Raw genomic sequence first — 26,141 nt, 5'->3', positions numbered from 1 at the left:
GCGTGTGCACACGCCGCGCCGCCCTTCACAGGGCAGCGACCCCGCTCCCCCATCGATGGAGGGGAACGGGGCCGCTGCGCGGGTCAGGCCGGGGCCATCACTTCGCCGCGAGCTGGCGCAGCACGTACGGCAGGATGCCGCCGTTGCGGAAGTAGGACGCCTCGCCCGGGGTGTCAATGCGGACCACCGCGTCGAACTCGACCGTCTCGCCGCCCTCGCGCTCGGCCGTGACGTGCACGGTCGACGGGATCGGTCCGTCGTTCAGCGCCTCGATGCCGGTGAAGGAGAAGGTCTCCTCGCCGGTCAGGCCGAGCGAGTCCGGGGTCTGCCCCTCCGGGAACTGCAGCGGCAGCACGCCCATGCCGATGAGGTTCGAGCGGTGGATGCGCTCGTAGGACTCCGCGATGACGACCTGCACGCCGAGCAGCTTGGTGCCCTTCGCAGCCCAGTCGCGGGAGGAGCCGGTGCCGTACTCCTTGCCGGCGATGACCACCAGCGGGATGTCCTTGGCGGCGTAGTCCTGCGCAGCGTCGTAGATGAAGGACTGCTCCCCGGTGAGGAAGTTCTTCGTGTAGCCGCCCTCCACATCGTCCAGAAGCTGGTTGCGCAGGCGGATGTTCGCGAACGTGCCGCGGATCATCACCTCGTGGTTGCCGCGGCGGGACCCGTAGGAGTTGAAGTCCTTGCGGTCAACGCCGTGCTCCTTCAGGTACACGCCGGCGGGCGAATCCGCCTTGATGGAGCCGGCGGGCGAGATGTGGTCGGTGGTGGTCGAATCGCCGACCATCACCAGGACGCGAGCACCGGAGATGTCGGTGAGCTTCTCCGGCTGAGCACCCATGCCCTCGAAGTACGGAGGCTTGCGCACGTAGGTGGAGTCCTCGTCCCAGGCGAAGGTGTCGCCCTCCGGAGTCTCCAAGGAGCGCCAGCGCTCATCGCCCTGGAACACGTCGGCGTAGTCGTTCTGGTACATCTCGCGGGTGATGGACTCGCTGATGACCTTCTCCACCTCGGCGGGGTTCGGCCAGATGTCCTTGAGGAACACGTCGTTGCCGTCCTTGTCCTGGCCCAGCGGATCAACATCGAAGTCGAAGTCCATGGTGCCGGCGAGTGCGTAGGCGATCACGAGCGGCGGGGACGCGAGGTAGTTCATCTTCACGTCCGGGTTGATGCGGCCCTCGAAGTTGCGGTTGCCGGACAGCACGGAGGTGACGGCGAGGTCGCCTTCGGCGATGGCCTCGCTGATCTCCGGGGCGAGCGGGCCCGAGTTGCCGATGCAGGTGGTGCAGCCGTAGCCCACCAGGTGGAAGCCCAGCTGTTCGAGGTACGGCCAGAGGCCCGCCTTCTCGTAATAGCCGGTGACCACCTGAGAGCCGGGAGCCATGGACGTCTTGACCCACGGCTTCACCTCCAGGCCCTTCTCAGCGGCGTTCTTCGCCAGGATGCCCGCGGCCATCATCACCGACGGGTTCGAGGTGTTGGTGCAGGAGGTGATCGACGCGATCGACACGATGCCGTGGTCGATCTCGAAGTCGTGGCCCTTCACCGGGGTCGGGTTGGAGGCGCGGCCGGCGACCTTCTCGCGGGCCGGCTTGTCCTCCTCGTGACCCTCGTTCGCGGGGTCGGAGGCGGGGAAGGAGCCGTCGCCCTCGTCCACGGCGACGGTGTCGTCACCGGCAGCGGCGTCACGGGCGTAGGCGGGCAGCACCTCGCGGAAGCCCTTCTTCGCCTCGGACAGCACGATGCGGTCCTGCGGGCGCTTCGGGCCGGCGATGGACGGCACCACGGTGGACAGGTCCAGCTCGAGGTACTCGGAGTACTCGACCTCGTTCGCGGGGTCGTGCCACAGTCCCTGGGCCTTCGCGTACTTCTCCACCAGCTCCACCTGCTCCTCGGAGCGGCCGGTGAGGCGGAGGTAGTCGGTGGTGACGGAGTCGATCGGGAAGATGGCGCAGGTGGAGCCGAACTCGGGGCTCATGTTGCCGATGGTGGCGCGGTTGGCGAGCGGCACCTGGCCCACGCCCTCGCCGTAGAACTCCACGAACTTGCCGACCACACCGTGCTTGCGGAGCATCTCGGTGATGGTGAGGACGACGTCGGTCGCGGTGGCGGCCGGCGGGATCTCGCCGGTGAGCTTGAAGCCGACCACGCGCGGGATCAGCATGGACACGGGTTGGCCGAGCATCGCCGCCTCCGCCTCGATGCCGCCCACGCCCCAGCCGAGCACGCCCAGGCCGTTGACCATCGTGGTGTGGGAGTCGGTGCCGACGCAGGAGTCCGGGTAGGCGCGCAGGACGCCGTCGACCTCGCGGGTCATGACGGTGCGGGCGAGGTACTCGATGTTGACCTGGTGGACGATGCCGGTGCCCGGGGGCACGACCTTGAAGTCCTGGAAGGCGTTCTGGCCCCAGCGGAGGAACTGGTAGCGCTCACGGTTGCGGCCGTACTCGAGCTCCATGTTCTTCTCGAGGGCGTCGAGGCGGCCGGCCACGTCGATCATGACGGAGTGGTCGATGACCATTTCGGCCGGTGCGAGGGGGTTGATCTTGGAGGCGTCGCCGCCGAGGTCCTCCATGGCCTCGCGCATGGTGGCGAGGTCCACCACGCAGGGCACGCCGGTGAAGTCCTGCATGATAACGCGGGCGGGGGTGAACTGGATCTCGGTGGACGGGTCCGCCTTCGGGTCCCATTCGGCGAGGGCGCGGACGTGGTCAGCGGTGATGTCAGCGCCGTCCTCGGTGCGCAGAAGATTCTCCAGCAGGATCTTCAGCGAGTACGGGAGGCGGCTGGCGCCCTCCACCTTGCCGAGGTCGTAGATCTCGTAGTCGGTGTCGCCGACCTTGAGCGAGGTCTTGGCGTCGAAGGAATTGACGGTGCTCACGGGCATCTCCTCACAGATATCTTGATCTCAAGATAAATCTATCACGAGGCTCCGCCGTGTGCGAAGCCTCACCCGGCCGTCGCCGGTTCCAGCGTCACCACAGATTCGAGGTGGTGAGTGTGCGGGAACAGATCGAAGGCGCGGAAGTCGATGATGCGCCAGCCCGCCTGTTCGGCGGCGCGCAGATCACGGGCGAGGGTGGAGGGCTCGCAGGACACGTACACGGCCCGCTGCCTCGTCAGCTCCAGCAGGCGGCGGATCGTCTTCTCCCCGACACCGGCGCGCGGCGGGTCCATGATGATCCGATCGGCGCCCGTGTCGGCGCGGGCCGCGAAATCGGTGACATCCGCGGCGACGACCGACGCCTGGGGGAAGGCGGACAGATTGCCTTCGGCGTCACGGCTCGCGCGCGCCGATCCCTCCACGGACACGAGGGAGCCGCTCTCCCCCACGGCGCGGGCCGCACCGACGCTGAGCAGACCGGCGCCGCCGTACAGGTCCCAGACCGTCTCCCCCTCCTGGGCGCCGAGCATGCGGGAGACCACGGTGGTCAGAACCCGCGGGGCGGAGCGGTGGATCTGCCAGAAGCCGCCGCCGTACAGCTCGAACTCGTCCTCGCCGACCCGTTCACGGACCCGCTCACTGCCGCGCAGCACGTCGCTGCCGCGGCGCGTCACCACGGCGACGTCCACATCGTCCAGGCGCCTCGGCAGCGCCAGGTCCTCCAGGGTGAGCGGCTGGTGCGACCGGATCACGAGAAGGGGTCCGGAGGCCGACGGGGCCACCGCGTCGATCGCACCGACGCACTCCGGCACGGTGATGTCCGACAGGTGCATCTGGGCGATCGGCTCTGCGGCGAGCGGGTTGTCCCCCACACCGTGGACCGTGTGGGACCGCCAGCCGCGCATGCCGATGCGGCCGCCGTCGGCGGAGAACCGGACTCGGCTGCGCCAACCGAGTCCGTCGAAGTCTCCGGGGGCCGGCTCCACGGAGACATCGGCGATGTCGATCGTGCTCAGACGCGCGTGCGTGAGCAGCTCCTGCAGGATGTCGGTCTTGATGCGGCGCTGTGCGTTCAGGGCGATGTGGGCGAAGTCGGCACCGCCGAGTCCGCCGGTGCCGGCTTCGGGCCAGATCGACTCCACGCGGTCCGGGGACGGGTCGATGACCTCGATGACTTCGGCGCGCCAGAAGCGGGCGCTGTCGCGGTCGTCCTCCGGAAGAACACGGGCGGCGACGGTCTCCCCGGGTGCGGCGCCGCGGACGAAGACCACGCGGCCCTCATGCCGGGCCACGAAGGTGCCCCCGTTCGCCGCTTTCGACGTGGTGACCGTGATGATGCGTCCCTCGGTCGCACTGGCGTCCGTCATGGTCTGCGCCCTCTCCTGGTTCGGGCGCGCTGAAGATGGTCGCGGAAGAACCTCGACCGCTCGCGCGCTGATGTGAGCTGCCACGGCACGGTTGCGATGACCACGCGGGGCAGCATCGTCAGCTGGTGCTTGAGACGGTTCATCGCGTGGTTGTGCAGCAGTGCCTCCCACCAGTGTCCCACGAGGTACTCCGGAATGTAGACGACCACAACATCATCCGGGTGTCGCCTGGTAAGGGATGAGACGTACGCGAGGATCGGACCGGAGAATTCGCGGTACGGCGAGTACACGATCCGCAGGGACATCGGGATGTCGAGGTCGCGCCACCGGTCGATGAGCTGACGAGTGCGGGCCTCGTCGTTCTTCACCGTCAGCGCCTCCACCTCCATGTGGCGGGATGCGGCGGCGACGTCGAGGGCCCGAATCGCGGGCCGGTTCAGCGCTGTCACCAGCACCACCGCACGGGAGGAGAGGGCGCGGCGCTGCCAGCTGAAGCCGGAGTCGGAGTCCTGGTCGGCACTGGAGGAGGTGCGCTCCCCGGCGGAGTCGCCGGCGGCGTCCTGGATGCCGACGGGGGCCGCCGCGTCCGAGTCAGCGGCCGTCTGCGGCAGCTCCAGCTGCGAGCGGACGTCCTCGTAGTGGTGGGAGATGCCGGTCATCAGCAGCAGAAGGACCGCCATCAGCAGCAGCGCCACCCAGGCGCCCTCGGCGAACTTCGTGATCACGACGACCGCGAGCACGGTCGCCACGATGACGAAACCGATCTGGTTGATCAGGCGGCCGAGGCGCAGCCGCTGCCGGCGGGCGGACTGCGCCTCGACCCGCAGGCGCGCATTGAAGTGACGGACCATGCCCGCCTGCCCGAACGCGAAGGACACGAACACGCCCACGATGTACATCTGGATCAGCAGCGTCACTTCGGCACCGGTCGCCCACACGAGCACCCCGGAGGCCGCGGCCAGCGCGATGATGCCGTTGGAGTAGGCGAGGCGGTCGCCGCGGACGGCGAACTGCCGCGGCAGGTACCGGGAGCGGGCGAGGATGCTGGTGAGGATCGGGAAGCCGTTGAACGCCGTGTTCGCCGCCATGCACAGCACCAGCACGGTGGCGAGGATGACGAGGGCGAACAGCACTCCGGTGCCGCCGAAGACAGCCTGTGCGATCTGTCCGATCACGGGCACCTGGTGGTACGCCTCCCCCACCGGCTCACCGCTGCGGGCGAGCTGCTCGGCCGGGTTCTCCACGTACTTCACGCCGGTGGCGCCCGCAAGCCAGATCACGCCCATGATGAGGACGGAGGCGGCGATGCCCACCATGCCGAGCACGATGCTGGCGTTGTGCGACTTGGGCGGCTGCAGGGACGGCACGCCGTTGGACACGGCTTCCACGCCGGTGAGGGCGGCGCAGCCGGACGTGAAGGCGCGAAGGATGAGGAACACGCCGCCGAGCGCGGTCAGCCCCTCCTCGACCGGGTCGGTGACCACGAGGTCGAGCCCGGCGCTGGGAGCCTGTCCGAGGGTGCCGGTGATGGTCCCGTAGGCGCCGGCGATCATGAGGACGCCGAGCGCGGCCATGAACAGGTAGACGGGGACGGCGAGGACCACGTTGGAGTCGCGGACGCCGCGCAGGTTGACCACGGCGATCACCGCGATCACCGCCAGGGAGATCCGCACTTCGTAGCCGTGCAGGAATGAGGTGGTGGAGGCCGCGTAGGTGGACGCCTGCGCCACGGACACCGCGACGGTGAGCACATAATCCACGAGGAGCGCAGCGCCGACGACGCGGCCGGCGCGGGGTCCGAGGTTCTTCTGGGCGACTTCGAAGTCGCCGCCGCCCGACGGATACTCATGGATGATCGTGCGGTGGGTGATGATCACCACGACCATCAGCGCGACGACCGCAAGCCCGACCCACGGGCTCAGCGCATAGGTGGTGACGCCGCCGACGGCGAGGGTCAGCAGGATCTCGTCGGGCGCGTACGCGACGGCGCTGAGGGCGTCAGCGGCGAAGGTGGGCAGGGCGAGCCTTTTGGGCAGACGCTCGCGCGACAGCCGGTCTGAGGAGAACGGCCGCCCCACCACGAGGCGCTTGAGCGATCCGGAAATCCCTGGCACGGGTCAAACTCTAGCGCGCTGGCCACGGGATCTGCGACTAGGCTGGTCGGGGTCGGCGGCGGCGTCCACGAGGACAGCCCCGCCGACAGCCGAGCACCCCACTCTTCAGGAGGCCACCGTGCACTTCGTCGTCATGGGCTGCGGACGCGTGGGCGCCGCACTGGCCCAGCAGCTGTCCTCGATGGGGCACTCCGTGGCGATCATCGATAAGGACGAGAAGGCGTTCCGCCGGCTCCGCGACGACTTCGAGGGCACCACCGTCACCGGCCTCGGCTTCGACCGCCGCGTCCTCGCTGAGGCGGGCACGGATCGAGCGGCGGGATTCGCCGCCGTCTCCAGCGGCGACAACTCCAACATCATCTCCGCACGCTCTGCCCGTCAGCTGTACGGCGTGCGCACCGTCGTGGCGCGCATCTACGACCCGCGCCGCGCCGAAGTGTATGAGCGCCTCGGCGTTGCGACCGTCCCGACGGTCCGCTGGACGACCCGGCAGATGATGGACCGTCTCCTGCCGGGCTCCTCGCAGCTGGAGTTCCAGGATGTGTCCGGGTCCGTCACCATGGTCACCTCCGGGTTCGACGCCTCGTGGGTCGGCACCCCGATCACGGCGCTGGAGGGGATGCTCACGGTCCGCGTCGGTTTCGTGACGCGGCTCGGTGAGGGCATGCTGCCGCAGGCGGGGATGCGCGTGCAGGACGGGGACCTGCTGCACCTGCTGATCGAGACGGAGCGCCTGCACGCGGTGGAGTCGATGCTGACCCACACGAAGAACATCGACGAAGAGGACAAGCTGTGAAGATCGTGATCGTGGGAGCTGGCAGCGTGGGCCGCTCGATCGCCCGCGAGGTCGCTGACGAGAACCGCACCGTCGTGTTCATCGACCAGGACGAGCCCCAGGCGGACCTCACCGACGGCGTGTGGGTGCAGGGCGACGCCGCCGAGCTCGACACCCTCGCTCAGGCCGGTGTGTCCGACGCCGACGTGGTGGTCGCCGCCACCGGCGATGACAAGGTCAACCTCGTGGTGTCGCTGCTGTCGAAGACGGAGTTCGGGGTGCCGCGGACCGTCGCCCGCGTCAACCATCCCCGCAACGAATGGATGTTCGACGACATGTGGGGCGTGGACGTCGCAGTGTCCACCCCGCGCCTGATGACGGCGATGGTGGAGGAGGCGGTGAGCGTCGGCCGCATCGTCACCCTCTTCTCGTTCGCGAAGACCGCCACGAACATGGTCGGGGTGACGGTGCCGGAGACCTCCCCGCTGGTGGGCCGAACGGTTGCGTCGATCAGCTGGCCGGCGGGCGCGGTGCTGGTCGGCATCATCCGCGGCGGCCGCCCGATGGCGCCGCAGCCGCGCGACGGCCTGGAGTCCCGCGACCAGCTGCTGTTCCTCTCCGAGGGCGGCGCCTCCACGGATGACCTGCAGTCCCTCGTTGTGCCGGAGGCGCTGGAGCACGTCACCGCGACGCTGCCGGTGGTGCCGGAGGATCAGGTCGACTGATCGGTGGGCGGCTGCTCCGCGCGGCCGAGCCGCTGCAGCAGCGCCCGGTGCATCAGGTAGATGAAGAACACCACGAGCGCGAACGCAGGCAGCCCCATCACGAGCTTCGCCGCCCCGAGCGCCTCGACCTGATCGGTGAGGTACAGCGGCGCCTGCACCGCCACCTTCGCGGCGAACAGGCCCGCCAGCACCAGTGTGGCGCGGCGGTACACGGAGCGGGCCGACGGATGCTCGCGCCAGTCGGCGATGCGCTGATCCATCATCCCGGCGAGGACGCCGACGAGGGGCCACCCGGCGAGCACTGACGCCACGAGAACCGTGCAGCTGACGGCGTTGGTGATGATGCCGATGAGGAAGAAGTCGGAGCCGTCACCGGAGCGGACGGCGAGGACGGCGCTGGCGGCGACCGCGACCACGCCGCCGAGGACAGTGGAGACGGACTGGCGCTGCACGAGGCGCGCCAGCAGCAGCACAATCACGGCCGTGACGGCGGCCACCGCGGGTACGGTGACGTCGCGCGTGATGACGTACAGCACCACGAAGATGAGGGTGGGCAGCACGGACTCCAGGATGCCGCGCGGCCCGCCGATGGCGTCGGAGACGGAGAAGTCGTCCTGGGTGAAGGCAGCGCGCATGCCCTTCTCACTGCCGCGCTCGCTGACGGGCCGGTCGTTGTCGGGGGTCATGTTTCGAGCTCCTCATCGTCCGCGCCCAGGATGCTGTAGCGCGGGTTGTACATCACGGGCAGGCCGCCGCGCACGGCGGCGAATCCGCTGACCTCCAGGCGCACTCCGGGTGCGATGCCGGTGATCTTCTCGCGGCCCAGCCAGAAGACGGTGATGACGCCGGTGCCGTCGAACAGCTCCACCTCCACGGCGGGGGTGGCGTGCGCGGGCCGCACCACGAGGGAGGAGATCACGCCGCGCAGGCGGACTTTGTCGCGCCCGTGGATGGAGGCGATGCGCTGGTGGCGGGAGGGGGCGTCCGCGGGCCCCGTCGGCTGCTGGGCCGACGGGTTCAGGAGCCGCTCGAGCCACCTGAGCACTAGCGGGTCTCCGCGATCGCCGGCCCGGGCTGGATGTGGGCGACGTCCGCGTAGGGATTGCGCTCCGTGGTGTCGGTGGTGGCGCCGGGCATCGACAGTTCGATGACTTCGGTGGGCGCCATCGGTCCGCTGCCGCGGACCACCACGGTGGAGCGGATGATCCGTTCGACGTCTTCGCGGATCTCATCATCGCGCAGCGCCTGACCGGAGACGACGGCGCGCAGCATCCACCGCGGGCCGTCCACGCCGATGAACCGCATGGGGCGGTAGGTGCGGGCCTGGGAGTTCTCCGACGACACGGGGATGCGGGCGTGCAGTTCGGTGCCGAACTCGCCCTGACGGGTCTCCGTGGTGGCGTCCTGGGCGGTCAGCGAGGCGCGCAGACGACCGCGGACGTCCTCCCAGAGGCCACCGCGGCGGGGCGCGGCGAATGCCTGCAGCTGGATCAGAGTGTCTCGGTAGACGAGGTTGAGGCCGGTGAGGCGACGGGTCTCGCGTTCGGCGTCCACGGAGATCTGCAGGCCGTCGATCGGCAGGACCTGCAGGCCGCCGAAGTCGATGCGGGCCTGGCCCTCGGGGGCGTCGGCGATGTCGAACGGACCCGCCGGCATCGGCTCGGTCGCGGGCGCGTCGGTCGCCGTCTCCTCAGCGGCCGCAGCGGGGTCGGGGGCCCCGTCGGCCTGCGCGGGCTGCACGAAGGCGTCACTGGCCTCAGCAGCGGTCTCGTCCTTCTTCCTGCGGGAGAAGAGTCGCTTCACTTGGTGTCCTCGCTTCCTTGCGCGCCGAAGCCGCCGGATGATCCGAAGCCGCCGACGCCGCGGCCGGCGGACTCGCCGAGCGCGTCCACCCGCTGGATCTCCGGGATGATGATGGGGGTGACCAGCAGCTGGGCGATGCGGTCGCCGCGCTGGATCTCGAACGCCTCGCGCGGATCGGTGTTGACCAGGGCGACCTTGAGGGGGCCGCGGTAGCCGGCGTCGATGATGCCGGGGCCGTTCAGCACGGTGATGCCGTGCTTCGCCGCCATCCCGCTGCGGGGGCACACCAGGCCGACCGTGCCGGTGGGCAGGGCGATCCTCAGGCCCGTGTCCACGAGGGCGCGGTCGCCGGGCTCCAGGCGGACCGCGTCAGCGGCGCGCAGGTCGAGGCCCGCGTCGTCGGCGTGGGCGCGGCTGGGCATGAGCGCGGGATCGCTCGCGGCGATCTGCAGACTGGCTCGGTCATCGGGTGGACACATGTGCCCAGCCTATCGCCTGGATCTCCCCTCTCCGTTCCGACTTCAGTGCAGGCCCGGTGGTGGGTGATGATGGAGGAATGAACGATGACCTCTTCCGCGAACGCCTCTCCCCCGGCCCCGTCCCACTCATCGCGGGCGCTGTGTTCGGTGCCCTGCTGGGGATGATCCTCACCGTGCTGTCCACTGCAGCGGGTCTGGCCGTCGGCATCGCCGGCCTGATCGGTGTGCCGGCGATCCTCATCCTCACCTCCCCCGTGGTGCGGGTGACGCGGGAGGCTCTGCACGCGGGCCCGGCGCACATCAGCACGGACCTGCTGGGTGAGCCGGAGGTCCTCGACGCCGAGCGGATGCGCCGCGTGATGGGACCGGAGATCCGGCCCGACGCCTACCGCTGCACCCGCGGCTGGATCCGCACCGGCCTGCAGGTGCCGATCCTCGATGAGGAGGACCCGGCCCCCGCATGGGTCCTCTCGCTGCGCAGTCCGGAGGAGTGCCGCACTGCAATCCTGGCCGCTCAGCGGCAGGGCGCCTGAGAGCGCGGCACCCCGGGAACGACGACGGGCGGCCACCGCCGAGCACATGCTCGAAGTAGGTGGCCGCCCGTCGTCTGATCCGGTGCCGTGCGCCGGAGGGGCAGGGTGCGCGCTCAGGCGGCAGCGCACTCCTTGCAGATGATCATTTTGCCCTCGAGGTGGTCGATCTGACTGCGGTGCTTCACCAGGAAGCAGGAGCCGCAGGTGAACTCGTCGGCCTGGCGGGGCAGCACGAGGACGCTGAGCTCCTCGTTGGAGAGGTCGGCACCGGGAAGCTCGAAGCCCTCGGCCGCTTCGGCCTCGTCCTCATCCACCTCCGGGGAGGAGTTGTCGTTGCGGCGGCCCTTGAGCTCCTCGATCGAGTCCTCCGAGGAGTCCTCATCCTTCTTGAACGGGGCGTCGTAGTCAGTTGCCATGAGTGGATCCCATCGACGGTCTCTGCTGAACTTCGCGCGGGACCACCGGGTGCTCACGCGAATCTGGGGTAAACGCGAAGGATTATTGCACCCGGGGAGGGTCTGCGCAAATGGTTCGGATCGGCGGGTTCTCGGGTGTGGCGCGGCCCTCCGTGCGGGCCCTTCGACCCCGGTCGCGGCGAAGCGGCTGAGTGTTGTCCGCACAGGATGGGCGGGCCGGCCCGTATGATCGTGGGGCACACGGCCAACGGAAGGACAGCAGATGCGCGAGCTCACTCTTCACGGACTCCACGATGACGGGGAGCACCTCGTCCTCAACGATTCCGACGGGGCTTCGTACCTGCTCACCATCGATGAAGCGCTGCGCGCCGCTGTGCGCCGCGACCGCCCCGCCCTTGGCCTGATCCAGGCCACCGAAGCGTCCTCGGTCCGGCCCAAGGACATCCAGGCGATGCTCCGCTCCGGTCACACCGTGGAGGAGATCTCGGAGATGTCGGGCCTGGCCGCCGAGGACATCCGCCGGTTCGAGGGCCCCGTGCTCGCCGAACGCTCCTACATGGCCCGCCAGGCGCAGCAGTTCCACCTGGGCCGCGGCTCCTCCGACAAGCTCGGCGAGGTCGTCACCTCTCGTCTGCATGCCCGGCGCGTGGAGCAGGAGCCGAACTGGGATGCGTGGCGCCGCCCGGACGGCACCTGGACCCTGCTGATGCAGTTCTCCGCGGGCTCCCGTGCGCGCACCGCGCAGTGGCAGCTCGATGTTCCCAACCGCATCGCGCATGCGGAGGACGACGAGGCGCGCTGGCTGTCCGATTCGGAGGAGGCGATCGCCGAGGACCAGCCGCGCACGCGCCTGCGCGCTGTCCGCAACCAGGTGTTCGATGTGGAGGCCGCAGACCGCGGACTCGGCCGCGGCGGCGCGGCCGACGTCCCGGCCCCGGTGCGCGGTCAGCATCCGTCGGCCCAGCAGGGCGCCGCCGGCCAGGCGCGCCCCCAGGGTCAGCAGGGCCCCCGCCCCATCACCGATGAGGAACTGGACCGCATCAACGCGCAGCGCGGAGTCCGCCCGGTCCCGCAGGCTCAGTCCGATGCTCCGACCCCGGGGGCCGGGGGAGGCTCCGAGAGCTCCGCGTCCGCGTCCTCTCCGTGGGTGTCGCTGACGGAGTCGGATGATCTGCCGAGCCGTGACACCGGTGAGGACCTCGGCACCATGCCGACCGATGACATGTCCGCGATCACCGCACCCGATGACCTGGACTCCGATATCGACCGCGCCCGCGCGCAGCGCGACGCGGCCACTTCCGCGGACGTGCCCACCCCGGTGCATCCGGCGCACACCGCTGATGACGACGCCGCCGCGGAGTACGCTGCGGAATCCGCCCGCTCCGAGCATGCGGATGCCGACTCACAGGAGGATCCGGACGGCGACTCGGGCCCCGGCCACAGCAGCAGCGACGAGTACGACGGTGACGATCACAGCAGCGATGACAGCGGCAGCGCCGGCGCCGATGAGGACTCCCAGGAGTCCGAGGACGAAGGTCTGAGCACGGAGGATCTCGAACCGCTGCCTGGGTTCGAGAAGCCGAAGAAGAAGCCGGAGAAGAGGCGTCGCGGCCGCTCATCCATCCCGAGCTGGGATGACATCGTGTTCGGCACGAAGGACCGCTGAACCTCACCCGACCGGCCCGCTGGGCCCGTCAGCCCAGTCGGATCAGTGGGATCTCCAGCTCCGCAGAGCTGAGCGACCCGTGCACTCCGCGCTGATCGAGGACCGCGCTGCTGACGAATCCGCTGTGCGTCAGCAGCGTCGCCCCGTTCGCCCAGACCTGCAGGTCGCCGAGCCGTTCCAGTGCGTGCGGCGCTGCCGTGCTCGCCGGCCCGAGCAGACCACAGGTGAGCAGCTCCTCGCGGGTCATCACCCAGCCGCGCTCGGCCACTCGGTCCTGGAGCCGTGCTGCGACCACGTCGGGATCCTGATCGCCGTGCAGGCGCAGGGTCAGGGCTCGGGGCTCCCCCGCCACAGCCCGCACCGCCGGGCCGACGCCGTCGATCTCGGCGAGGTCCAGCACCTGGGATCGGTTCGCGGGCACCATGCCGTGGTCGGCGGTGATCGTCACGCGGACGTCATCGCCCGCGGCGCGCAGCAGCGCACCGATGGCCTGGTCGGCGTCTTCCAGGGCCTGCAACCAGCGCGGTGATCCCGGGCCGTCGTTGTGGCCGGCCTTGTCGACCTCCGCCAGGTGCACGTACACCACGCCGTTGCCGTGGGCGCGGCGCAGTGCCCGCTTCACGGCGGCGAGCCGCTGGCCGGAGCCCTTCAGTTCGATGAACTCCCAGCCGCGCTGCATCACCTCGGTGAGGAAGCTGCGTCGGTACCGCGCCGGCCCCACCTGTCCGGCGTACCGGCCACTCCGCTTCGCGGCCTGCCCGAGGTTCTTCAGCGGCATCCATCGCTCGGGCAGGATTCCGGGCGCGCCCGTCAGCTGCGAGATCGCCCGGTCACCGCCGTCGGTGCCGGGCGCTCCCGCGAACACGGTGTAGCCGAGCACTCCGTGCTGCAGAGGACTGAGACCCGTCAGCATGCTGGCGAGCACGGCGGCTGTGGTGGAGGGCGCGGTGGTCAGCACCGTGTCGGTGTGCGGGGCGAGGCGGCGCAGGGTCGGGGTGTGCGCTCGGTGCTGCTCCAGCAGCTGTGCGCCGAGGCCGTCCACGAGGATGACGAGGTCCAGGCCCGTCCGGGCGCCGTCGTCACCGGTGACGGCGTCGTGGATCGCAGCGGCAGCGGGCGGCAGGGCCCCGTCTCTCCCCCACCCGGCGGGGGTGATCAGCCCGTCCGGGCGGGTCATGCGGTGACGAGGTTGAGGTCGTCGAAGAATTCGAGGGCACGGTCGATCGCGTCGGGGCCGTCGACGATCGCGGACACCCGCAGCGCGAGGTCGGAGGGGCCGATCGTGCCGGTGTAGCCGTGGTCGGCGTCGCAGTTCGGGTCGTCGCACCAGGCGCGCTCCAGGTCGACGCGGCGGGTCGCGCCCCAGGAGATGCCGATGGTGATCTCCGCCTGCGAGTCGCTGACGACGCCGTCGCCGCTGGTGTTGTACGCCTGCGCGAGCCCCATGTTGTGGATGCGTTCGTGGCGGATCCGTTCGGTGCCGACGATCACCTGGTTCGGGTTGAGCGTGTCCTCGGACTCGTCATCGAGGTGCAGCACGATGAAGTGACGCGGCGTCAGCAGCAGCACCGTGAGGTGCCGGCGCACCTGCGGGCCGTCGAACGTGGTGGCGGGGTGCACGAAGAAGGAGGTGACCTCGTGCCTGCTGGCGGCGCGTTCGAGGGCGGCGAGGGCGGTCTGCGGGAAGTACCCGGCGCGCTCGATCTGGTCGATCAGGGATGCAGGCAGAGTCATGCCCTCCAGTGTAGGCCGTGCTGCACCGGGGCCGCAGAGCCGGTTCAGGAGCTCGGCAGCAGGGTGCGGCGCAGGGAGTCCAGTCGGTTCGGTGTGCGCTGCACGGTGACGGCGGCGTCGATGACGCTGACGCCGTCGGCGCCCACCATGACGGGGTTCAGCTCCACCTGCGCGAGCGAGGGGTGCTGGTGGATGAGAGCGGCGGCGCGCACCAGCAGGTCCTGCAGGGCGGGGGTGTCGGGCCGGTGGCCGCCGATCGTTTCGAACAGTTTGCCGGCGGCGGCGGGCCGACGGATCAGGGCGAGCGCCGATTCGGGGGTCAGCGGCGGGATGCCATAGGCGATGTCGCCGAGCCGGGAGGTGGCATCGCCCGCGATGGAGAACGCCAGCACCGGCCCCAGTGAGGGGTCCTCACGCATCGTCAGGACGGTGGAGACGCCCGGGGGCGCCATCGCCTGCACAATGAAGGAGTCCGCGGCGGCGGGCAGGGTTCGGCGCATGTCGGCGAGCACCGCATCGAGGTGCTGCGGCGAGGTGATGTCGAGGCGGACTCCGCCCAGGTCGGTGCGGTGGCGCAGGGGCCCGTCGGCGAGCTTCAGGGCGACGGGGTAGCCGATCTCCTCCGCGGCGGCACGCGCCTCTTCGGGACCGGTGGCATGCACGGACGGGAGCACGTGGATGCCGTAAGCGCCGAGCAGCTCCGCGGTGTCCTCCGCATCGAGGCGGACGGGCTCGTCACCGAGGTGCCGGGTGATGACGGCGCGGGCAGCAGCCGCATCGGTGCCGTCCACCCGGTCGACCCCGTCCAGCACGGTGATGCGCCGCTGGGCGAACCGCACCAGTCCCCAGACGGCGCCCATGGCGCGTGAGGGGATGGAGAACACCGGCGGCATCGACGCGGACTCAGCGGCCGCTTCCCGCAGGGGCCGCATCCGCTCCTCGGGCGCCACCACCACCATGACGACCTGGACGGCGCTGTTGCGGGCGAGCACTTCGATCTCCCGCGCCACCTCCAGCAGGTCCCCCACCATGGGGTCGAGGATGCCGACCACGATGATGTCCGCGTGACCCGGCCCCGCCATCGAGGTGAAGGCGCGCGGGATGAGGCGCCGGTCCGCACCGACGGGGACGCGCAGGTTCTCGTGCGCAATGCTGAGGCCCAGGTCTTCGGCGGCGCCGCGCAGGGCCGCGCCGAGGCCCGGCGAGTTGGACAGCAGGCCGATGCGGGTGCCGTTCACGGTTCCTTCGCGGGCGAACACGTCCACCATGTCCATGAGGTGGTCCACGGTCTTCGCCTGGATGACGCCGGCGGCCTCCAGCAGCTGGTCGAGCGCTGCGCGCGGCAGAGCGGAGGGGCGCACCTGGTGCCCGGGCGGGGCCTGGTCGTCCACACCGGGCGGGCGCAGCACCAGCAGCGGCTTCACCTGCGCGATGCGGGAGGCGATGCGGGTGAACTTGCGGGGGTTGCCGACGGATTCCAGCGCCACTGCGATCAGGTCGACGCTGGCGTCGTCCTCCCAGTGCTGGAGGGTGTCGTTGAGGGAGAGGTCGGCGCGGTTGCCGGCTGAGACGAACTCGTGCAGCCGCACACCCCGCTCGTCCGCGGCGGCGAGCACCATCGCGGACAGGGCGCTGGACTGGGCGGCGAGCGCCACCGCACCCGCCTGGCCGGTGCGCGGGATCAGGGACACGTTCAGGGGATTCTCTCCGCCGTTGCGGAAGAAGCCGAGGGTGGCGGGCCCGAGCAGGCGCAACCCGTGCGCGCGCACCGTGGCGACCAGCTCCCGCTGCAGCTCGCGGCCGCGCTCCGCCGCGTCGGCGAAGCCACCGGACAGCACCACGATGCCCTGCACGCCTGCGGCGGCGAGGTCCGGCACGATGCGGATGCACTTCTCGGGGCTGATCGCCAGCACCGCGAGGTCCACGGGCCCGGGCACGTCCCGCACCCGCGCGTAGGCGCGCAGACCGGCGATCTCCCACGCCTCCGGGTTCACCGGGTGGACGGGACCGTCGAAGCCGGAGTCGAGGATCGCGCGGATCACGCGGGCACCGATGCGGTCCCGCTCACGGCTCGCACCCACCACCATGATGGACGCGGGGTGCAGCAGCCGTTCCGTGGTACGGGCCTCGGCGCGTCGCTCCCGTTCGGCGATCACTTCGACGCTGCGCGCGGTGGGGGTGATCGCGAAGTCGACCTGGAAGACACCGTCGTCATAGGTGCGGCGGACATCGAAGCCGGCATCGGCGAAGACGGACAGCATCTGCTTGTTCTGCGGCAGCACCTCCGCCACGAACGTGGTGATGCCGTTCTCCAGCGCCGCCGCTGCCAGATGCTCCAGCAGGATGGAGCCGAGGCCCCGACCCTGCAGGGAGTCGGCCACGTTGAACGCCACTTCGGCCTCCGTCGGCCCCACCCGGTCGTAGCGGGCCACCGCGACCAGGGCCCCGGAGATCTCCACGATGAAGGCCACCCGGTTGACGTTGTCCACCTGGGTGAACGTCTCCAGATCGGAGGGACTGAGCTCCGGCTTCGCAGCGAAGAAGCGGAAGTACCTCGAGCGTTCGGACTGGCCGCGGTGGAACGTCTGCAGGGCATCCGCGTCGCCCGGGGTGATGGGGCGCAGATGGGCGGCGGACCCGTCGCGCAGGGGGATGTCCGCCTCCCAGTGAGCGGGATAGGCGGGCTGTCGGCGGCGCGCTGAGCCGCGAAGACGTCCAAGGGCCATGATGTGATCCTACGCCGCCCGGGCCTGCGCTCCCGTGATTCGGGCCCGGCGTTTGCTTGAATGGTGGCCATGGCCCGCACACGCTCTGATCAGACGCCGCCTCCGATCAAGGAGAACATCCAGGACATCGATGTCACCAGTGAAATGGAGACGTCGTTCCTCGAGTACGCGTACTCGGTGATCTACTCGCGCGCCCTGCCCGATGCGCGCGACGGTCTGAAGCCGGTGCAGCGCCGCATCCTCTACATGATGGATGAGATGGGGCTGCGGCCGGACCGCGGGCACGTGAAGAGCCAGCGCGTCGTCGGCGAGGTGATGGGCAAGCTCCACCCGCACGGCGACTCCGCCATCTACGACGCCCTCGTCCGCATGGCGCAGGACTTCTCCATGCGCCTGCCGCTGGTGGACGGCCACGGCAACTTCGGCTCCCTCGACAACGGCCCGGCCGCCGCCCGCTACACGGAGGCGCGCCTCGCCCCCGCCGCCCTCCTGATGACCTCGTCCCTGCATGAGGACGTGGTGGACACCGTCCCCAACTACGACAACCAGCTCACCCAGCCGGAGGTGCTGCCCGCGCAGTTCCCGAACCTGCTGGTCAACGGCGCCGCCGGCATCGCAGTCGGCATGGCGACGAACATGGCGCCGCACAACCTCGTGGAGGTCATCGCCGCGGCCCGCCACCTGCTGGAGCACCCGGATGCGACCCTTGAGGACCTGATGCGGTTCGTGCCCGGCCCCGACCTGCCGACGGGGGCGAAGATCGTGGGCCTGGACGGCATCCGGGACGCGTACCGCACCGGGCGAGGCTCCTTCCGCATGCGCGCCACCACCACGGTGGAGAACATCACCAGTCGCCGCAAGGCGATCGTGGTGACCGAACTGCCGTACCAGGTGGGCCCGGAGCGGCTCGCGGAGAAGCTGCGGGATGCGGTGCAGCGCAAGCGCGTGCAGGGCATCACCGACTACCAGGACTACTCGGACCGCAGGAACGGCATGCGCCTGGTGCTGGCGCTGAAGTCCGGTTACAACCCGGAGGCGGTCCTCGCCCAGCTGTACAAGCACACGCCGCTGGAGGAGTCCTTCGGCATCAACAACGTGGCCCTTGTGGAGGGCCAGCCGCGCACCCTCGGCCTGCAGCAGCTGCTCGAGGTGTTCATCGCGCACCGTCTGGACGTGGTGCGCCGGCGCACCGAATTCCGCCTCGGTCGTCACAGCGACCGCCTCCACCTGGTGGAGGGCCTGCTGATCGCGATCCTCGACATCGACGAGGTCATCCAGATCATCCGCTCCTCCGACACCTCCGAGGAGGCCCGCACCCGCCTGATGCAGATTTTCGACCTGTCGGAGATCCAGGCGGAGTACATCCTGGAGCTGCGGCTGCGCCGCCTGACGAAGTTCTCCCGCATCGAGCTGGAGTCCGAACGGGACGAGCTTCTGCGGGAGATCGAACGCCTCAAGGAGATCCTCGGCTCCGATGCTCTGCTGCGCCAGCTGGTGTCCAGCGAGCTCGCTGAGGTGGCGAAGGAGCACGGGACGGCGCGCCGCACCATCCTGCTGGATTCGGAGGCCGCGCAGGTGGATCCGAAGTCCCTCGACCTCGAGGTGAAGGACGAACCCTGCCAGGCGGTCCTGTCCGGAACCGGCCTGATCGCCCGCATCCCCGCGACCGACACCGACGACCCGGCCGCCACACCCGCCGGCGCCACCCGCTCCCAGCATGACGTGGTGGTCGCGCGGGTGCGCACCACCACCCGCGCCCTCATCGGCGCCGTCACCTCCACGGGCCGCCTGCTGCACGTCAACGTGGTGGAGCTGCATGCGCTGGCCCCGTCGGCCGGCTCCACCTCGATGGCCGGCGGCACCCGCCTGACCGACCTGGTCTCCCTGGAGAAGGGCGAACGCGTGGTGGGCCTGGTGCGCGTGGACGAGGACGACACGCAGCGCGGCGGCGGAATCGCCCTCGGCACCCGCGGCGGCGTGGTCAAGCGGGTCTCCCCCGCGTTCCCGAAGTCCGACGGGTTCGACATCATCTCCCTCAAGGACGGCGACGAGGTCGTCGCAGCTGTGGACATGGAGGACGATCAGGACGTCCACCTCGCGTTCATCACCTCCGACGCCCAGCTGCTGCACTTCCCCGCCTCGGGGGTGCGGCCGCAGGGCCGCGCCGGCGGCGGGGTCGCCGGCATCCGGCTGGCCGACGGGGCGGAGGTCATCGGGTTCAGTGCGTTCACCATCACGAAGGACGCCGCCGTGGTGACGATCTCCGGCTCCTCCGGTGCGCTCGCAGACGTCCAGACCGGGTCGCTGAAGGTGTCCGACGCCGCTGACTTCCCCGCGCGCGGCCGCGCCACCGCGGGAATGCGCTGCCACCGGTTCCTGCGCGGTGAGGACGTCCTGCTGAAGGGATGGGTGGTGAACGCCCCGGCGATGGCGTCCAGCGACGCCGGTGCGCCGATCGACCTGCCGTCCCCGATCGCGCGGCGCGACGGCTCCGGCTCCCCCACCGCGATCCCGATCTCTGCGGTGGGCCCGGGCACCGCGCTCTGAGCGGGGCCTCTCAGGAGGCGCGCAGTGTGACGACGACCAGTTCGAACGGGTTGTTCAGTCGCAGCGGCGCCACCGAGTTGCCGAGTCCGCGCGAGATGATCATCGCGGTGTCCCCGGAGGTGTGCATACCCGCCGTGTAGGGCGGCAGCACCTCCCCTCCGGGACCGACGAGACCGGTCTGGTCATCGCGCTTCGGCGCCGTGGGCACACGGATGAGACCGCCGTGCAGATGCCCGGACAGCACCAGTTCCGCGCTGACCGTGGATGCCGTGTACTCCGGGAAGTCATCGGGACGGTGCGCCAGCAGCACGGTGAACGTCTCCGGGGACGTCCGCAGCTTCGCGAGGTTGCTGCGCGTCACCACCGTGTGGTCCTGGTGCTGTGCGACTGTGCCCCAGTCCATGTTGGGGTCGTCGATGCCGGCGATCTCGATCGCCTCACCGTCCCGTTCGATCCGCTGCACGTCATTGCGCAGAACAACGACGCCGGCGTCCTCCAGGCGCTGCAGGAACTCATCCACCTGCGGGTATCCGGCTTCGTGGTTGCCGGTGATGAAATAGGTGGGCGCCACGCCGGCGAGGTCCTTCGCTGTCTGCACCGCGAGCTCCACCTCGCCGGGTGTGGAGTCGGCGCTGATCTGGTCTCCGGTGATCGCGATGATGTCCGGATCGGCGTTCTGCACCTCGGCGATGAGCTTCCGGTTGCCGGAGCCGTGCTCGAAGGCGTGCAGATCGGACACCTGCGCGATGGTGAACCCGTCGAACGCGGCAGGGACGGGGCTGTCCTTCGATGCGGACGTGACCTCGAAGCGGGTGGTGGACAGGCTGACCGTGTTGTCGTACACGAACCAGCCGGTGACGGCGACGGCCAGCACCAGCAGACCTGCGAGGACCACGGAGACGCAGCTGCGTCGGCGGTTGCGCCTGCTCATCGCACCTCGTGGCCGGCCGCAGCCAGCGCGCTCTTCACACCGGCGATCTCCACCTGGCGGAAGTGGAAGACGGATGCGGCGAGGACAGCATCGGCCCCCGCCTCCACCGCGGGCGGGAAGTGCTCGGCACTGCCGGCACCGCCGGACGCGATGACCGGGACTGTGGTGGCGCTGCGCGCGAGGCGGATCAGCTCCAGATCGAAGCCGTGCTGGGTGCCGTCGGCGTCCATGGAGTTCAGCAGGATCTCCCCCGCACCCCGCTCGGTGACCTCGTGGATCCATTCGATCGCATCGATGCCGGTGCTGCGGCGGCCGCCGTGGGTGGTGACTTCGAAGCCGGAGCCGGTGCGCGCGGGACCGTCGGGGGTGTCGTCGGTGACGCGGCGGGCGTCGATCGACATCACGAGCACCTGGGATCCGAAGCGGTCCGTGATCTCACTGATGAGGTCGGGTCGGGTGATGCCGGCGGAGTTGACGCCGACCTTGTCCGCCCCGGCGCGCAGCAGGCGGTCCACGTCCTCCACGGAGCGGACCCCGCCGCCGACGGTCAGCGGCACGAAGACCGTCTCCGCGGTGCGGCGCACCGTCTCCATCATGGTGCCGCGGCCGCTGCTGGTGGCGGTGATGTCGAGGAAGGTGAGCTCGTCGGCGCCCTGCGCGGCGTATTCGGCGGCGAGCTCAACGGGGTCGCCGGCGTCGCGGAGGTTCTGGAAGTTCACGCCCTTGACCACGCGGCCGGCGTCGACGTCCAGGCACGGGATGACTCGGATCGCGAGGCTCATGCGTCGATCCTCTCCATCGAGAGGTCGTCGGCGCCCTCCACGATGAACTGCTTGCGGGGCGCCACTTCGGAGCCCATCAGCAGTTCGAACATGCGGTCGGCGGCTTCGGCATCGGAGATGGTGACGCGGCGCAGCAGGCGCTGGGAGGGATCCATGGTGGTGTCCGCGAGCTGGTCGGCGTCCATCTCACCGAGGCCCTTGTACCGCTGGATCGGCTCCTTGTACCGCTTCTTGGAGCGTTCCAGCTTCTTCAGCAGGGTCGTGAGCTCCGCTTCGGAATAGGTGTAGACCAGTTCGTTCTTCTTCTTTCCGCCGTGGATGATCTCCACCCGGTGCAGCGGCGGCACCGCGGCGTAGATGCGGCCGGCTTCCAGCATGGGCCGCATGTAGCGGTGGAACAGGGTGAGCAGGAGGGTTCGGATGTGGGCGCCGTCGACGTCGGCGTCGCTCATCATGATGATCTTGCCGTAGCGGGCGGTCTCCAGATCGAAGGTGCGGCCGGAGCCGGCGCCGATCACCTGGATGATGGCGGCGCATTCGGCGTTCTTCAGCATGTCCGTGATGGACGCCTTCTGCACGTTGAGGATCTTGCCGCGGATCGGCAGCAGGGCCTGGAACTCGGAGTCGCGGGCGTTCTTCGCGGTGCCGAGCGCGGAGTCGCCCTCCACGATGAACAGTTCGGAGCGTTCGATGTCGGTGGAGCGGCAGTCGGCGAGCTTGGTCGGCATCGTGGAGGACTCCAGAGCGTTCTTGCGGCGCGAGACCTCCTTGTGCATGCGAGCCGCCACGCGGGCGCGCATCTCGGAGACCACTTTGTCCACCACGAGGGCGGCCTGCTGCTTCTCCTCCCGCTTGGTGCTGGTGAGGAAGGCGCCGAGCTCCTGGTCCACGACCTTCGCGACGATCTGCCGCACAGCGGGGGTGCCGAGGATCTCCTTGGTCTGGCCTTCGAACTGGGGCTCTTCGAGACGGACGGTGACCACGGCGGTGATGCCGGCGAGGACGTCGTCCTTCTCGATCTTCTCCTTCTTCGCGTTGAACTTCACCCGGCGTGCCTGCGCCTCGACCGCGGAGCGGATGGTGCGGGTGAGGGCGAGTTCGAAGCCCTGGATGTGGGTGCCGCCCTTGGGGGTGGAGACGATGTTGACGAAGGAGCGGACAGTGGTGTCGAAGTCGGTTCCCCACCGCAGGGCGATGTCGACCGCGCATTCGCGCTTGACGTCCTTGGACACCATCTGGCCCTTGGAGTCGAGGACGGGGACGGTCTCGGTGTACTCACCGGAGCCGGACAGGCGGATGATGTCGGTGATCTTCTCGTCCTGCGCGAGATAGTCGACGAACTCGCTGATCCCGCCGTCGTACTGGTAGGTGGTGGATTCGGGCTGTTCGGGGGCGCGCTCGGGCCGCTGGTCGGCCACGGTGAGGGTGAGGCCGGGCACGAGGAATGCGGTCTGGCGGGCGCGGCGCTGGATCTCGTCCAGCGTCACGTGGGCGCCCTTGATGAAGATCTGCGGGTCCGCCCAGTAGCGGACGCGGGTGCCGGTGACGCCGCGCTTCACCGTCCCGATCTCATCGAGGACACCGGGGCCCTTCGCGGGGGTGAACTCGGCGGCCGGGTCGGGGTCCGACGGGTGCCCATCGGCGAAGGTGCCGGGGACGCCGCGGGAGAAGCTCATGGCGTAGGTCCTTCCGCCGCGGTCCACCTGGACCTCCATGCGGGAGGAGAGGGCGTTGACGACCGAGGCGCCGACGCCGTGCAGACCGCCGGAGGCTGCGTAGGAGCCGCCGCCGAACTTTCCGCCGGCGTGGAGCTTGGTGTAGACCACTTCGACGCCGGTGAGGCCGGTGCGGGGCTCCTTGTCGATGGGGACGCCGCGGGCGGTGTCGCGCACTTCGATGGAGCCGTCGGCGTGCAGGATCACGCGGATGGTGTCGCCGTGACCGCCGAGCGCTTCGTCCACGGAGTTGTCGAGGATCTCCCACAGGCAGTGGGTGAGGCCGCGGGAGTCCGTGGACCCGATGTACATGCCGGGTCGCTTCCGGACTGCCTCGAGTCCTTCGAGGACCTGCAGGTTCCGCGCGTCATAGGAGGAGGCGCGGGAGCGGGATGCGGACGTGTTCTTCGTGGCGGCCATGGTCTCGATTCTAGGGATGTTCGCCGCTGGAGGCTGGGCGCGCCACGGCGGATGTGATGCGGGCCGACGGATGCCGCCCTCGTGTCGGGGTCCGACCCGGGGTGTTTGCGCGCAGAGCGAACCTCCCCACTGTTTCGGTGCACGGGGGCCGGTCATTTGTTCTAATGGCCGTATGAACCAGACTCTTGAAGCACCTGTCCTGAGCGCGGCCGACCGCTGTGACCGCTGCGGTGCGCAGGCGTTCGTGAAGTATGTTCTGCAGGCCGGCGGTGAGCTGACCTTCTGCGCTCACCACTCCCGCGCCAATGCGGAGGCGCTGACTCCGATCAGCAGCCAGGTCATCGACGAGACCGAGCGCCTGGACCCGGCACCGCCCTCGATCGAGGACTGAGCGGTTGCGCTGCCCCGTCGGCGGCGCCACTGATGTGACAACGGCCCCTTCCGTGCAGCGGAAGGGGCCGTTGTCTGTGCGCGCTGACGCGTGCTGTCAGCCGCTGAGTGCGGAGGGGTCCAGGCGGTACTGCACCCAGACGAGGTCGTCGCGCCGCGGGTGGGGTTCGGTGACGCCGGTCTGCTGGAAGCCCATCCGCTCGTAGAAGCGGATCGCCCGAGCGGCGCCGCTGGAGACGTCGAGCATCAGCACGGGCCGTCCCCGGTCGCGCGCGAGGTCGGCCGCCGCCTGCATCAGTCGGGTGCTGACGCCGCTGCCGCGCGCCGAGGGACTCACGTACATGCCGACGATGTTGACCGCGTCCGCAGGGAGGTCGTGCTCGTCGGTGTACGGCTCATCGAGCACGCCGACCTGCCCCACGACAGCGCCGGTCTCATCGAGCGCTTGGAGGAAGGTGCGCAGTTCGATGTCGCGTCGCCAGTCGGCGTCGGTGAGGGCGTCGGCTTCGGCGAGGGTCTCCCAGAACTCGTCGGGGGCGTCGACCAGCATCTCGCGGCGGAGCCGCCGGTGCGACTCCAGGTGCCGCTGGTCAACGACCCGCACAGCGGGTTCCATGGATCAGTCGAGGTAGTCGCGCAGCACCTGCGAACGGGAAGGGTGGCGCAGCTTCGACATGGTCTTCGACTCGATCTGGCGGATGCGCTCACGGGTCACCCCGTACACCTTGCCGATCTCATCCAGGGTCTTCGGCTGCCCGTCTTCGAGGCCGAAGCGCATCGCCACCACACCGGCTTCGCGCTCGGACAGCGTGTCCAGCACCGAGTGGAGCTGCTCCTGCAGGAGCGTGAAGGACACGGCATCGGCCGGGACCACGGCTTCGGAGTCCTCGATGAGGTCACCGAACTCGCTGTCGCCGTCCTCGCCGAGCGGGGTGTGCAGGGAGATCGGCTCACGGCCGTACTTCTGCACCTCGACCACGCGCTCCGGGGTCATGTCGAGCTCCTTGGCGAGCTCCTCGGGCAGCGGTTCGCGGCCGAGGTCCTGCAGCATCTGGCGCTGCACGCGGGCGAGCTTGTTGATGACCTCCACCATGTGCACGGGGATGCGGATGGTACGGGCCTGGTCGGCCATGGCGCGGGTGATGGCCTGACGGATCCACCACGTGGCGTAGGTGGAGAACTTGTAGCCCTTGGCGTAGTCGAACTTCTCAACAGCGCGGATCAGGCCGAGGTTGCCCTCCTGGATGAGGTCCAGGAACAGCATGCCGCGGCCGGTGTAGCGCTTGGCGAGGGACACCACGAGGCGGAGGTTCGCCTCGAGGAGGTGGTCCTTCGCGGCGCGGCCGTCCTCCACGATGAGGGCGAGTTCGCGGCCCGCCTTGGAGCGGCGGCCGGACTCGTTCTGCTTCAGCTTGTGCTCGGCGTACAGGCCCGCTTCGATGCGCTCAGCGAGCTCGACCTCCTGAGCGGCGTTCAGCAGCGCCACCTTGCCGATCTGCTTGAGGTAGTCCTTGATCGGGTCGGCGGTGGCGCCGGCGGTCACGACCTGCTGCGCCGGGGAGTCGTCCTCGGTGTTGCGGATGGCGAAGCCCTTGGAGCCGTCGTCCTCGTCGTCATCGGACTTCTTGGTGCCCTTGATCTTGGCGGCGCCGACGACGTCGTCATCCTTCTGCTCCGGCGGGGTGTCGTCATCCGAGTCATCGGCGTCCTCGGCGTCCTCGACGGCGTCAGCGTCCTCGTCGAGCTCCTCGTCCTCGAGGTCCTCCGGCTCGGCCACGTCCTCGTCGACGTCCTCGGACTTCTTCTTCGGCGTGGACGACGCGGCGGCGGACTTCTTCGGCGTGCTCGCCTTCTGCTCGGCCTTCTCCTCTGCGGATTCGCCGGCAGCGGCGGCCTTCTTCTTGCCGCGGGAGGCGGGGCGGCCGGTGATCTCGACGCCTTCGAGCTCTTCGAGCTTCCTGGAGAGGAAGGCGACGCGGTACGGGGACACCCCGAGGGAGCGCGCTGTGGCGCGGAGGTCTTCGTAGTCGACGGAGGCGGGCGAGCCCATCTCCTTCATGACCGTGGAGACGAGTTCCTTCACATCATCGGGGGTCTTCGTGGCGTCTGACACAGAGTTCCTTCGTTCTACGGC

General features: G+C 69.7%; 22 protein-coding genes. 6 read left to right on the top strand and 16 right to left on the bottom strand.

All coding sequences use genetic code 11. The annotated features are described in order from the left end of the window. Nucleotides 1-97: 97 nt before the first annotated feature. From acnA to FHX50_RS02825, 3 genes are all read right to left on the bottom strand, one after another. Nucleotides 98-2,881: an aconitate hydratase AcnA gene (acnA, locus tag FHX50_RS02835; protein ID WP_343064031.1), complete on the bottom strand. Its 2,784-nt coding sequence runs from the start codon at nt 2,879-2,881 to the stop codon at nt 98-100. A gap of 68 nt (nt 2,882-2,949) precedes the next feature. Next, nucleotides 2,950-4,251 (bottom strand): class I SAM-dependent RNA methyltransferase, encoded by a 1,302-nt coding sequence (locus FHX50_RS02830; protein ID WP_183374226.1) that lies wholly within the window; start codon nt 4,249-4,251, stop codon nt 2,950-2,952. Continuing rightward, nucleotides 4,248-6,365, bottom strand: coding sequence for an amino acid permease (locus FHX50_RS02825; RefSeq protein ID WP_183374224.1), 2,118 nt, complete (start codon nt 6,363-6,365; stop codon nt 4,248-4,250). The genes FHX50_RS02830 and FHX50_RS02825 overlap by 4 nt, the downstream gene beginning before the upstream one ends. 118 nt (nt 6,366-6,483) lie before the next feature. On the opposite strand from FHX50_RS02825, the gene FHX50_RS02820 reads away from it, so the two are divergent. Together FHX50_RS02820 and FHX50_RS12325 are read left to right on the top strand one after the other, a co-directional pair. Beyond that, nucleotides 6,484-7,161: an NAD-binding protein gene (locus tag FHX50_RS02820; protein ID WP_183374222.1), complete on the top strand. Its 678-nt coding sequence runs from the start codon at nt 6,484-6,486 to the stop codon at nt 7,159-7,161. Then, the gene (locus FHX50_RS12325) at nt 7,158-7,865 is read left to right on the top strand and encodes a potassium channel family protein (RefSeq protein WP_183374220.1); all 708 of its coding nucleotides are present in this window, start codon (nt 7,158-7,160) and stop codon (nt 7,863-7,865) included. Before FHX50_RS02820 ends, FHX50_RS12325 begins: the two co-directional genes overlap by 4 nt. On the opposite strand, the gene FHX50_RS02810 is transcribed toward FHX50_RS12325, so the two are convergent. From FHX50_RS02810 to dut, 4 genes are read right to left on the bottom strand one after another with little or no spacing between them, the layout of a single operon-like run. After that, the gene (locus FHX50_RS02810) at nt 7,853-8,551 is read right to left on the bottom strand and encodes a DUF3159 domain-containing protein (RefSeq protein ID WP_183374218.1); all 699 of its coding nucleotides are present in this window, start codon (nt 8,549-8,551) and stop codon (nt 7,853-7,855) included. The genes FHX50_RS12325 and FHX50_RS02810 overlap by 13 nt on opposite strands. Next, the gene (locus tag FHX50_RS02805) at nt 8,548-8,910 is read right to left on the bottom strand and encodes a single stranded DNA-binding domain-containing protein (RefSeq protein WP_239374364.1); all 363 of its coding nucleotides are present in this window, start codon (nt 8,908-8,910) and stop codon (nt 8,548-8,550) included. Before FHX50_RS02805 ends, FHX50_RS02810 begins: the two co-directional genes overlap by 4 nt. Continuing rightward, nucleotides 8,910-9,668, bottom strand: coding sequence for a DUF3710 domain-containing protein (locus FHX50_RS02800; protein ID WP_183374216.1), 759 nt, complete (start codon nt 9,666-9,668; stop codon nt 8,910-8,912). The genes FHX50_RS02805 and FHX50_RS02800 overlap by 1 nt, the downstream gene beginning before the upstream one ends. Then, nucleotides 9,665-10,147: a dUTP diphosphatase gene (gene dut / locus FHX50_RS02795; RefSeq protein WP_183374214.1), complete on the bottom strand. Its 483-nt coding sequence runs from the start codon at nt 10,145-10,147 to the stop codon at nt 9,665-9,667. The genes FHX50_RS02800 and dut overlap by 4 nt, the downstream gene beginning before the upstream one ends. A 77-nt stretch (nt 10,148-10,224) precedes the next feature. Between dut and FHX50_RS02790 the strand changes: the two genes are divergently transcribed. Next, nucleotides 10,225-10,680: a DUF3093 domain-containing protein gene (locus FHX50_RS02790; protein ID WP_183374212.1), complete on the top strand. Its 456-nt coding sequence runs from the start codon at nt 10,225-10,227 to the stop codon at nt 10,678-10,680. A gap of 113 nt (nt 10,681-10,793) precedes the next feature. Here the strand turns inward: FHX50_RS02790 and FHX50_RS02785 are convergent, their stop codons facing one another. Beyond that, a complete protein-coding gene (locus FHX50_RS02785) occupies nt 10,794-11,096 on the bottom strand; it encodes a DUF4193 domain-containing protein (protein WP_183374210.1) in 303 nt (100 codons plus the stop codon). A gap of 262 nt (nt 11,097-11,358) precedes the next feature. Here FHX50_RS02785 and sepH point away from each other — a divergent pair, with 262 nt between their 5' ends. Further along, nucleotides 11,359-12,762 (top strand): septation protein SepH, encoded by a 1,404-nt coding sequence (sepH, locus tag FHX50_RS02780; protein ID WP_183374208.1) that lies wholly within the window; start codon nt 11,359-11,361, stop codon nt 12,760-12,762. A 28-nt stretch (nt 12,763-12,790) separates the two neighbouring features. On the opposite strand, the gene FHX50_RS02775 is transcribed toward sepH, so the two are convergent. From FHX50_RS02775 to FHX50_RS02765, 3 genes are read right to left on the bottom strand one after another with little or no spacing between them, the layout of a single operon-like run. Continuing rightward, nucleotides 12,791-13,939 (bottom strand): alkaline phosphatase family protein, encoded by a 1,149-nt coding sequence (locus FHX50_RS02775; protein WP_183374206.1) that lies wholly within the window; start codon nt 13,937-13,939, stop codon nt 12,791-12,793. Further along, the gene (locus tag FHX50_RS02770) at nt 13,936-14,496 is read right to left on the bottom strand and encodes a DUF5998 family protein (RefSeq protein WP_183374204.1); all 561 of its coding nucleotides are present in this window, start codon (nt 14,494-14,496) and stop codon (nt 13,936-13,938) included. Before FHX50_RS02770 ends, FHX50_RS02775 begins: the two co-directional genes overlap by 4 nt. Before the next feature lie 44 nt (nt 14,497-14,540). Next, nucleotides 14,541-17,222, bottom strand: coding sequence for a bifunctional acetate--CoA ligase family protein/GNAT family N-acetyltransferase (locus FHX50_RS02765; protein ID WP_183374202.1), 2,682 nt, complete (start codon nt 17,220-17,222; stop codon nt 14,541-14,543). A 69-nt stretch (nt 17,223-17,291) separates the two neighbouring features. On the opposite strand from FHX50_RS02765, the gene FHX50_RS02760 reads away from it, so the two are divergent. Further along, nucleotides 17,292-19,769, top strand: a complete 2,478-nt coding sequence (locus tag FHX50_RS02760) for a DNA gyrase/topoisomerase IV subunit A (RefSeq protein ID WP_183374200.1) — start codon at nt 17,292-17,294, stop codon at nt 19,767-19,769. 10 nt (nt 19,770-19,779) lie between these two features. Here the strand turns inward: FHX50_RS02760 and FHX50_RS02755 are convergent, their stop codons facing one another. From FHX50_RS02755 to FHX50_RS02745, 3 genes are read right to left on the bottom strand one after another with little or no spacing between them, the layout of a single operon-like run. Further along, entirely contained in the window at nt 19,780-20,700 is a 921-nt protein-coding gene (locus tag FHX50_RS02755; protein ID WP_183374198.1) for a metallophosphoesterase, read from the bottom strand. Continuing rightward, complete coding sequence (hisF, locus tag FHX50_RS02750; RefSeq protein ID WP_183374196.1) at nt 20,697-21,482, bottom strand: imidazole glycerol phosphate synthase subunit HisF; 786 nt, start codon at nt 21,480-21,482, stop codon at nt 20,697-20,699. The genes FHX50_RS02755 and hisF overlap by 4 nt, the downstream gene beginning before the upstream one ends. Then, the gene (locus FHX50_RS02745) at nt 21,479-23,617 is read right to left on the bottom strand and encodes a DNA gyrase/topoisomerase IV subunit B (RefSeq protein WP_183374195.1); all 2,139 of its coding nucleotides are present in this window, start codon (nt 23,615-23,617) and stop codon (nt 21,479-21,481) included. The genes hisF and FHX50_RS02745 overlap by 4 nt, the downstream gene beginning before the upstream one ends. Before the next feature lie 172 nt (nt 23,618-23,789). Here FHX50_RS02745 and FHX50_RS02740 point away from each other — a divergent pair, with 172 nt between their 5' ends. Continuing rightward, a complete protein-coding gene (locus FHX50_RS02740) occupies nt 23,790-24,008 on the top strand; it encodes a DUF7455 domain-containing protein (RefSeq protein ID WP_183374193.1) in 219 nt (72 codons plus the stop codon). A 96-nt stretch (nt 24,009-24,104) separates the two neighbouring features. On the opposite strand, the gene FHX50_RS02735 is transcribed toward FHX50_RS02740, so the two are convergent. Continuing rightward, nucleotides 24,105-24,611: a GNAT family N-acetyltransferase gene (locus FHX50_RS02735; protein ID WP_183374191.1), complete on the bottom strand. Its 507-nt coding sequence runs from the start codon at nt 24,609-24,611 to the stop codon at nt 24,105-24,107. 15 nt (nt 24,612-24,626) lie between these two features. Further along, on the bottom strand, nt 24,627-26,066 hold the full coding sequence (locus FHX50_RS02730; RefSeq protein WP_375544804.1) for an RNA polymerase sigma factor: 1,440 nt from the start codon (nt 26,064-26,066) through the stop codon (nt 24,627-24,629). Nucleotides 26,067-26,141 lie beyond the last annotated feature (75 nt).

The organism is Helcobacillus massiliensis (genome assembly GCF_014191425.1).
Taxonomy (GTDB): Bacteria; Actinomycetota; Actinomycetes; order Actinomycetales; family Dermabacteraceae; genus Helcobacillus; species Helcobacillus massiliensis.
Note: the sequence above shows the minus strand (reverse complement) of the source record. Positions and strands in the feature narration are given on the sequence as shown.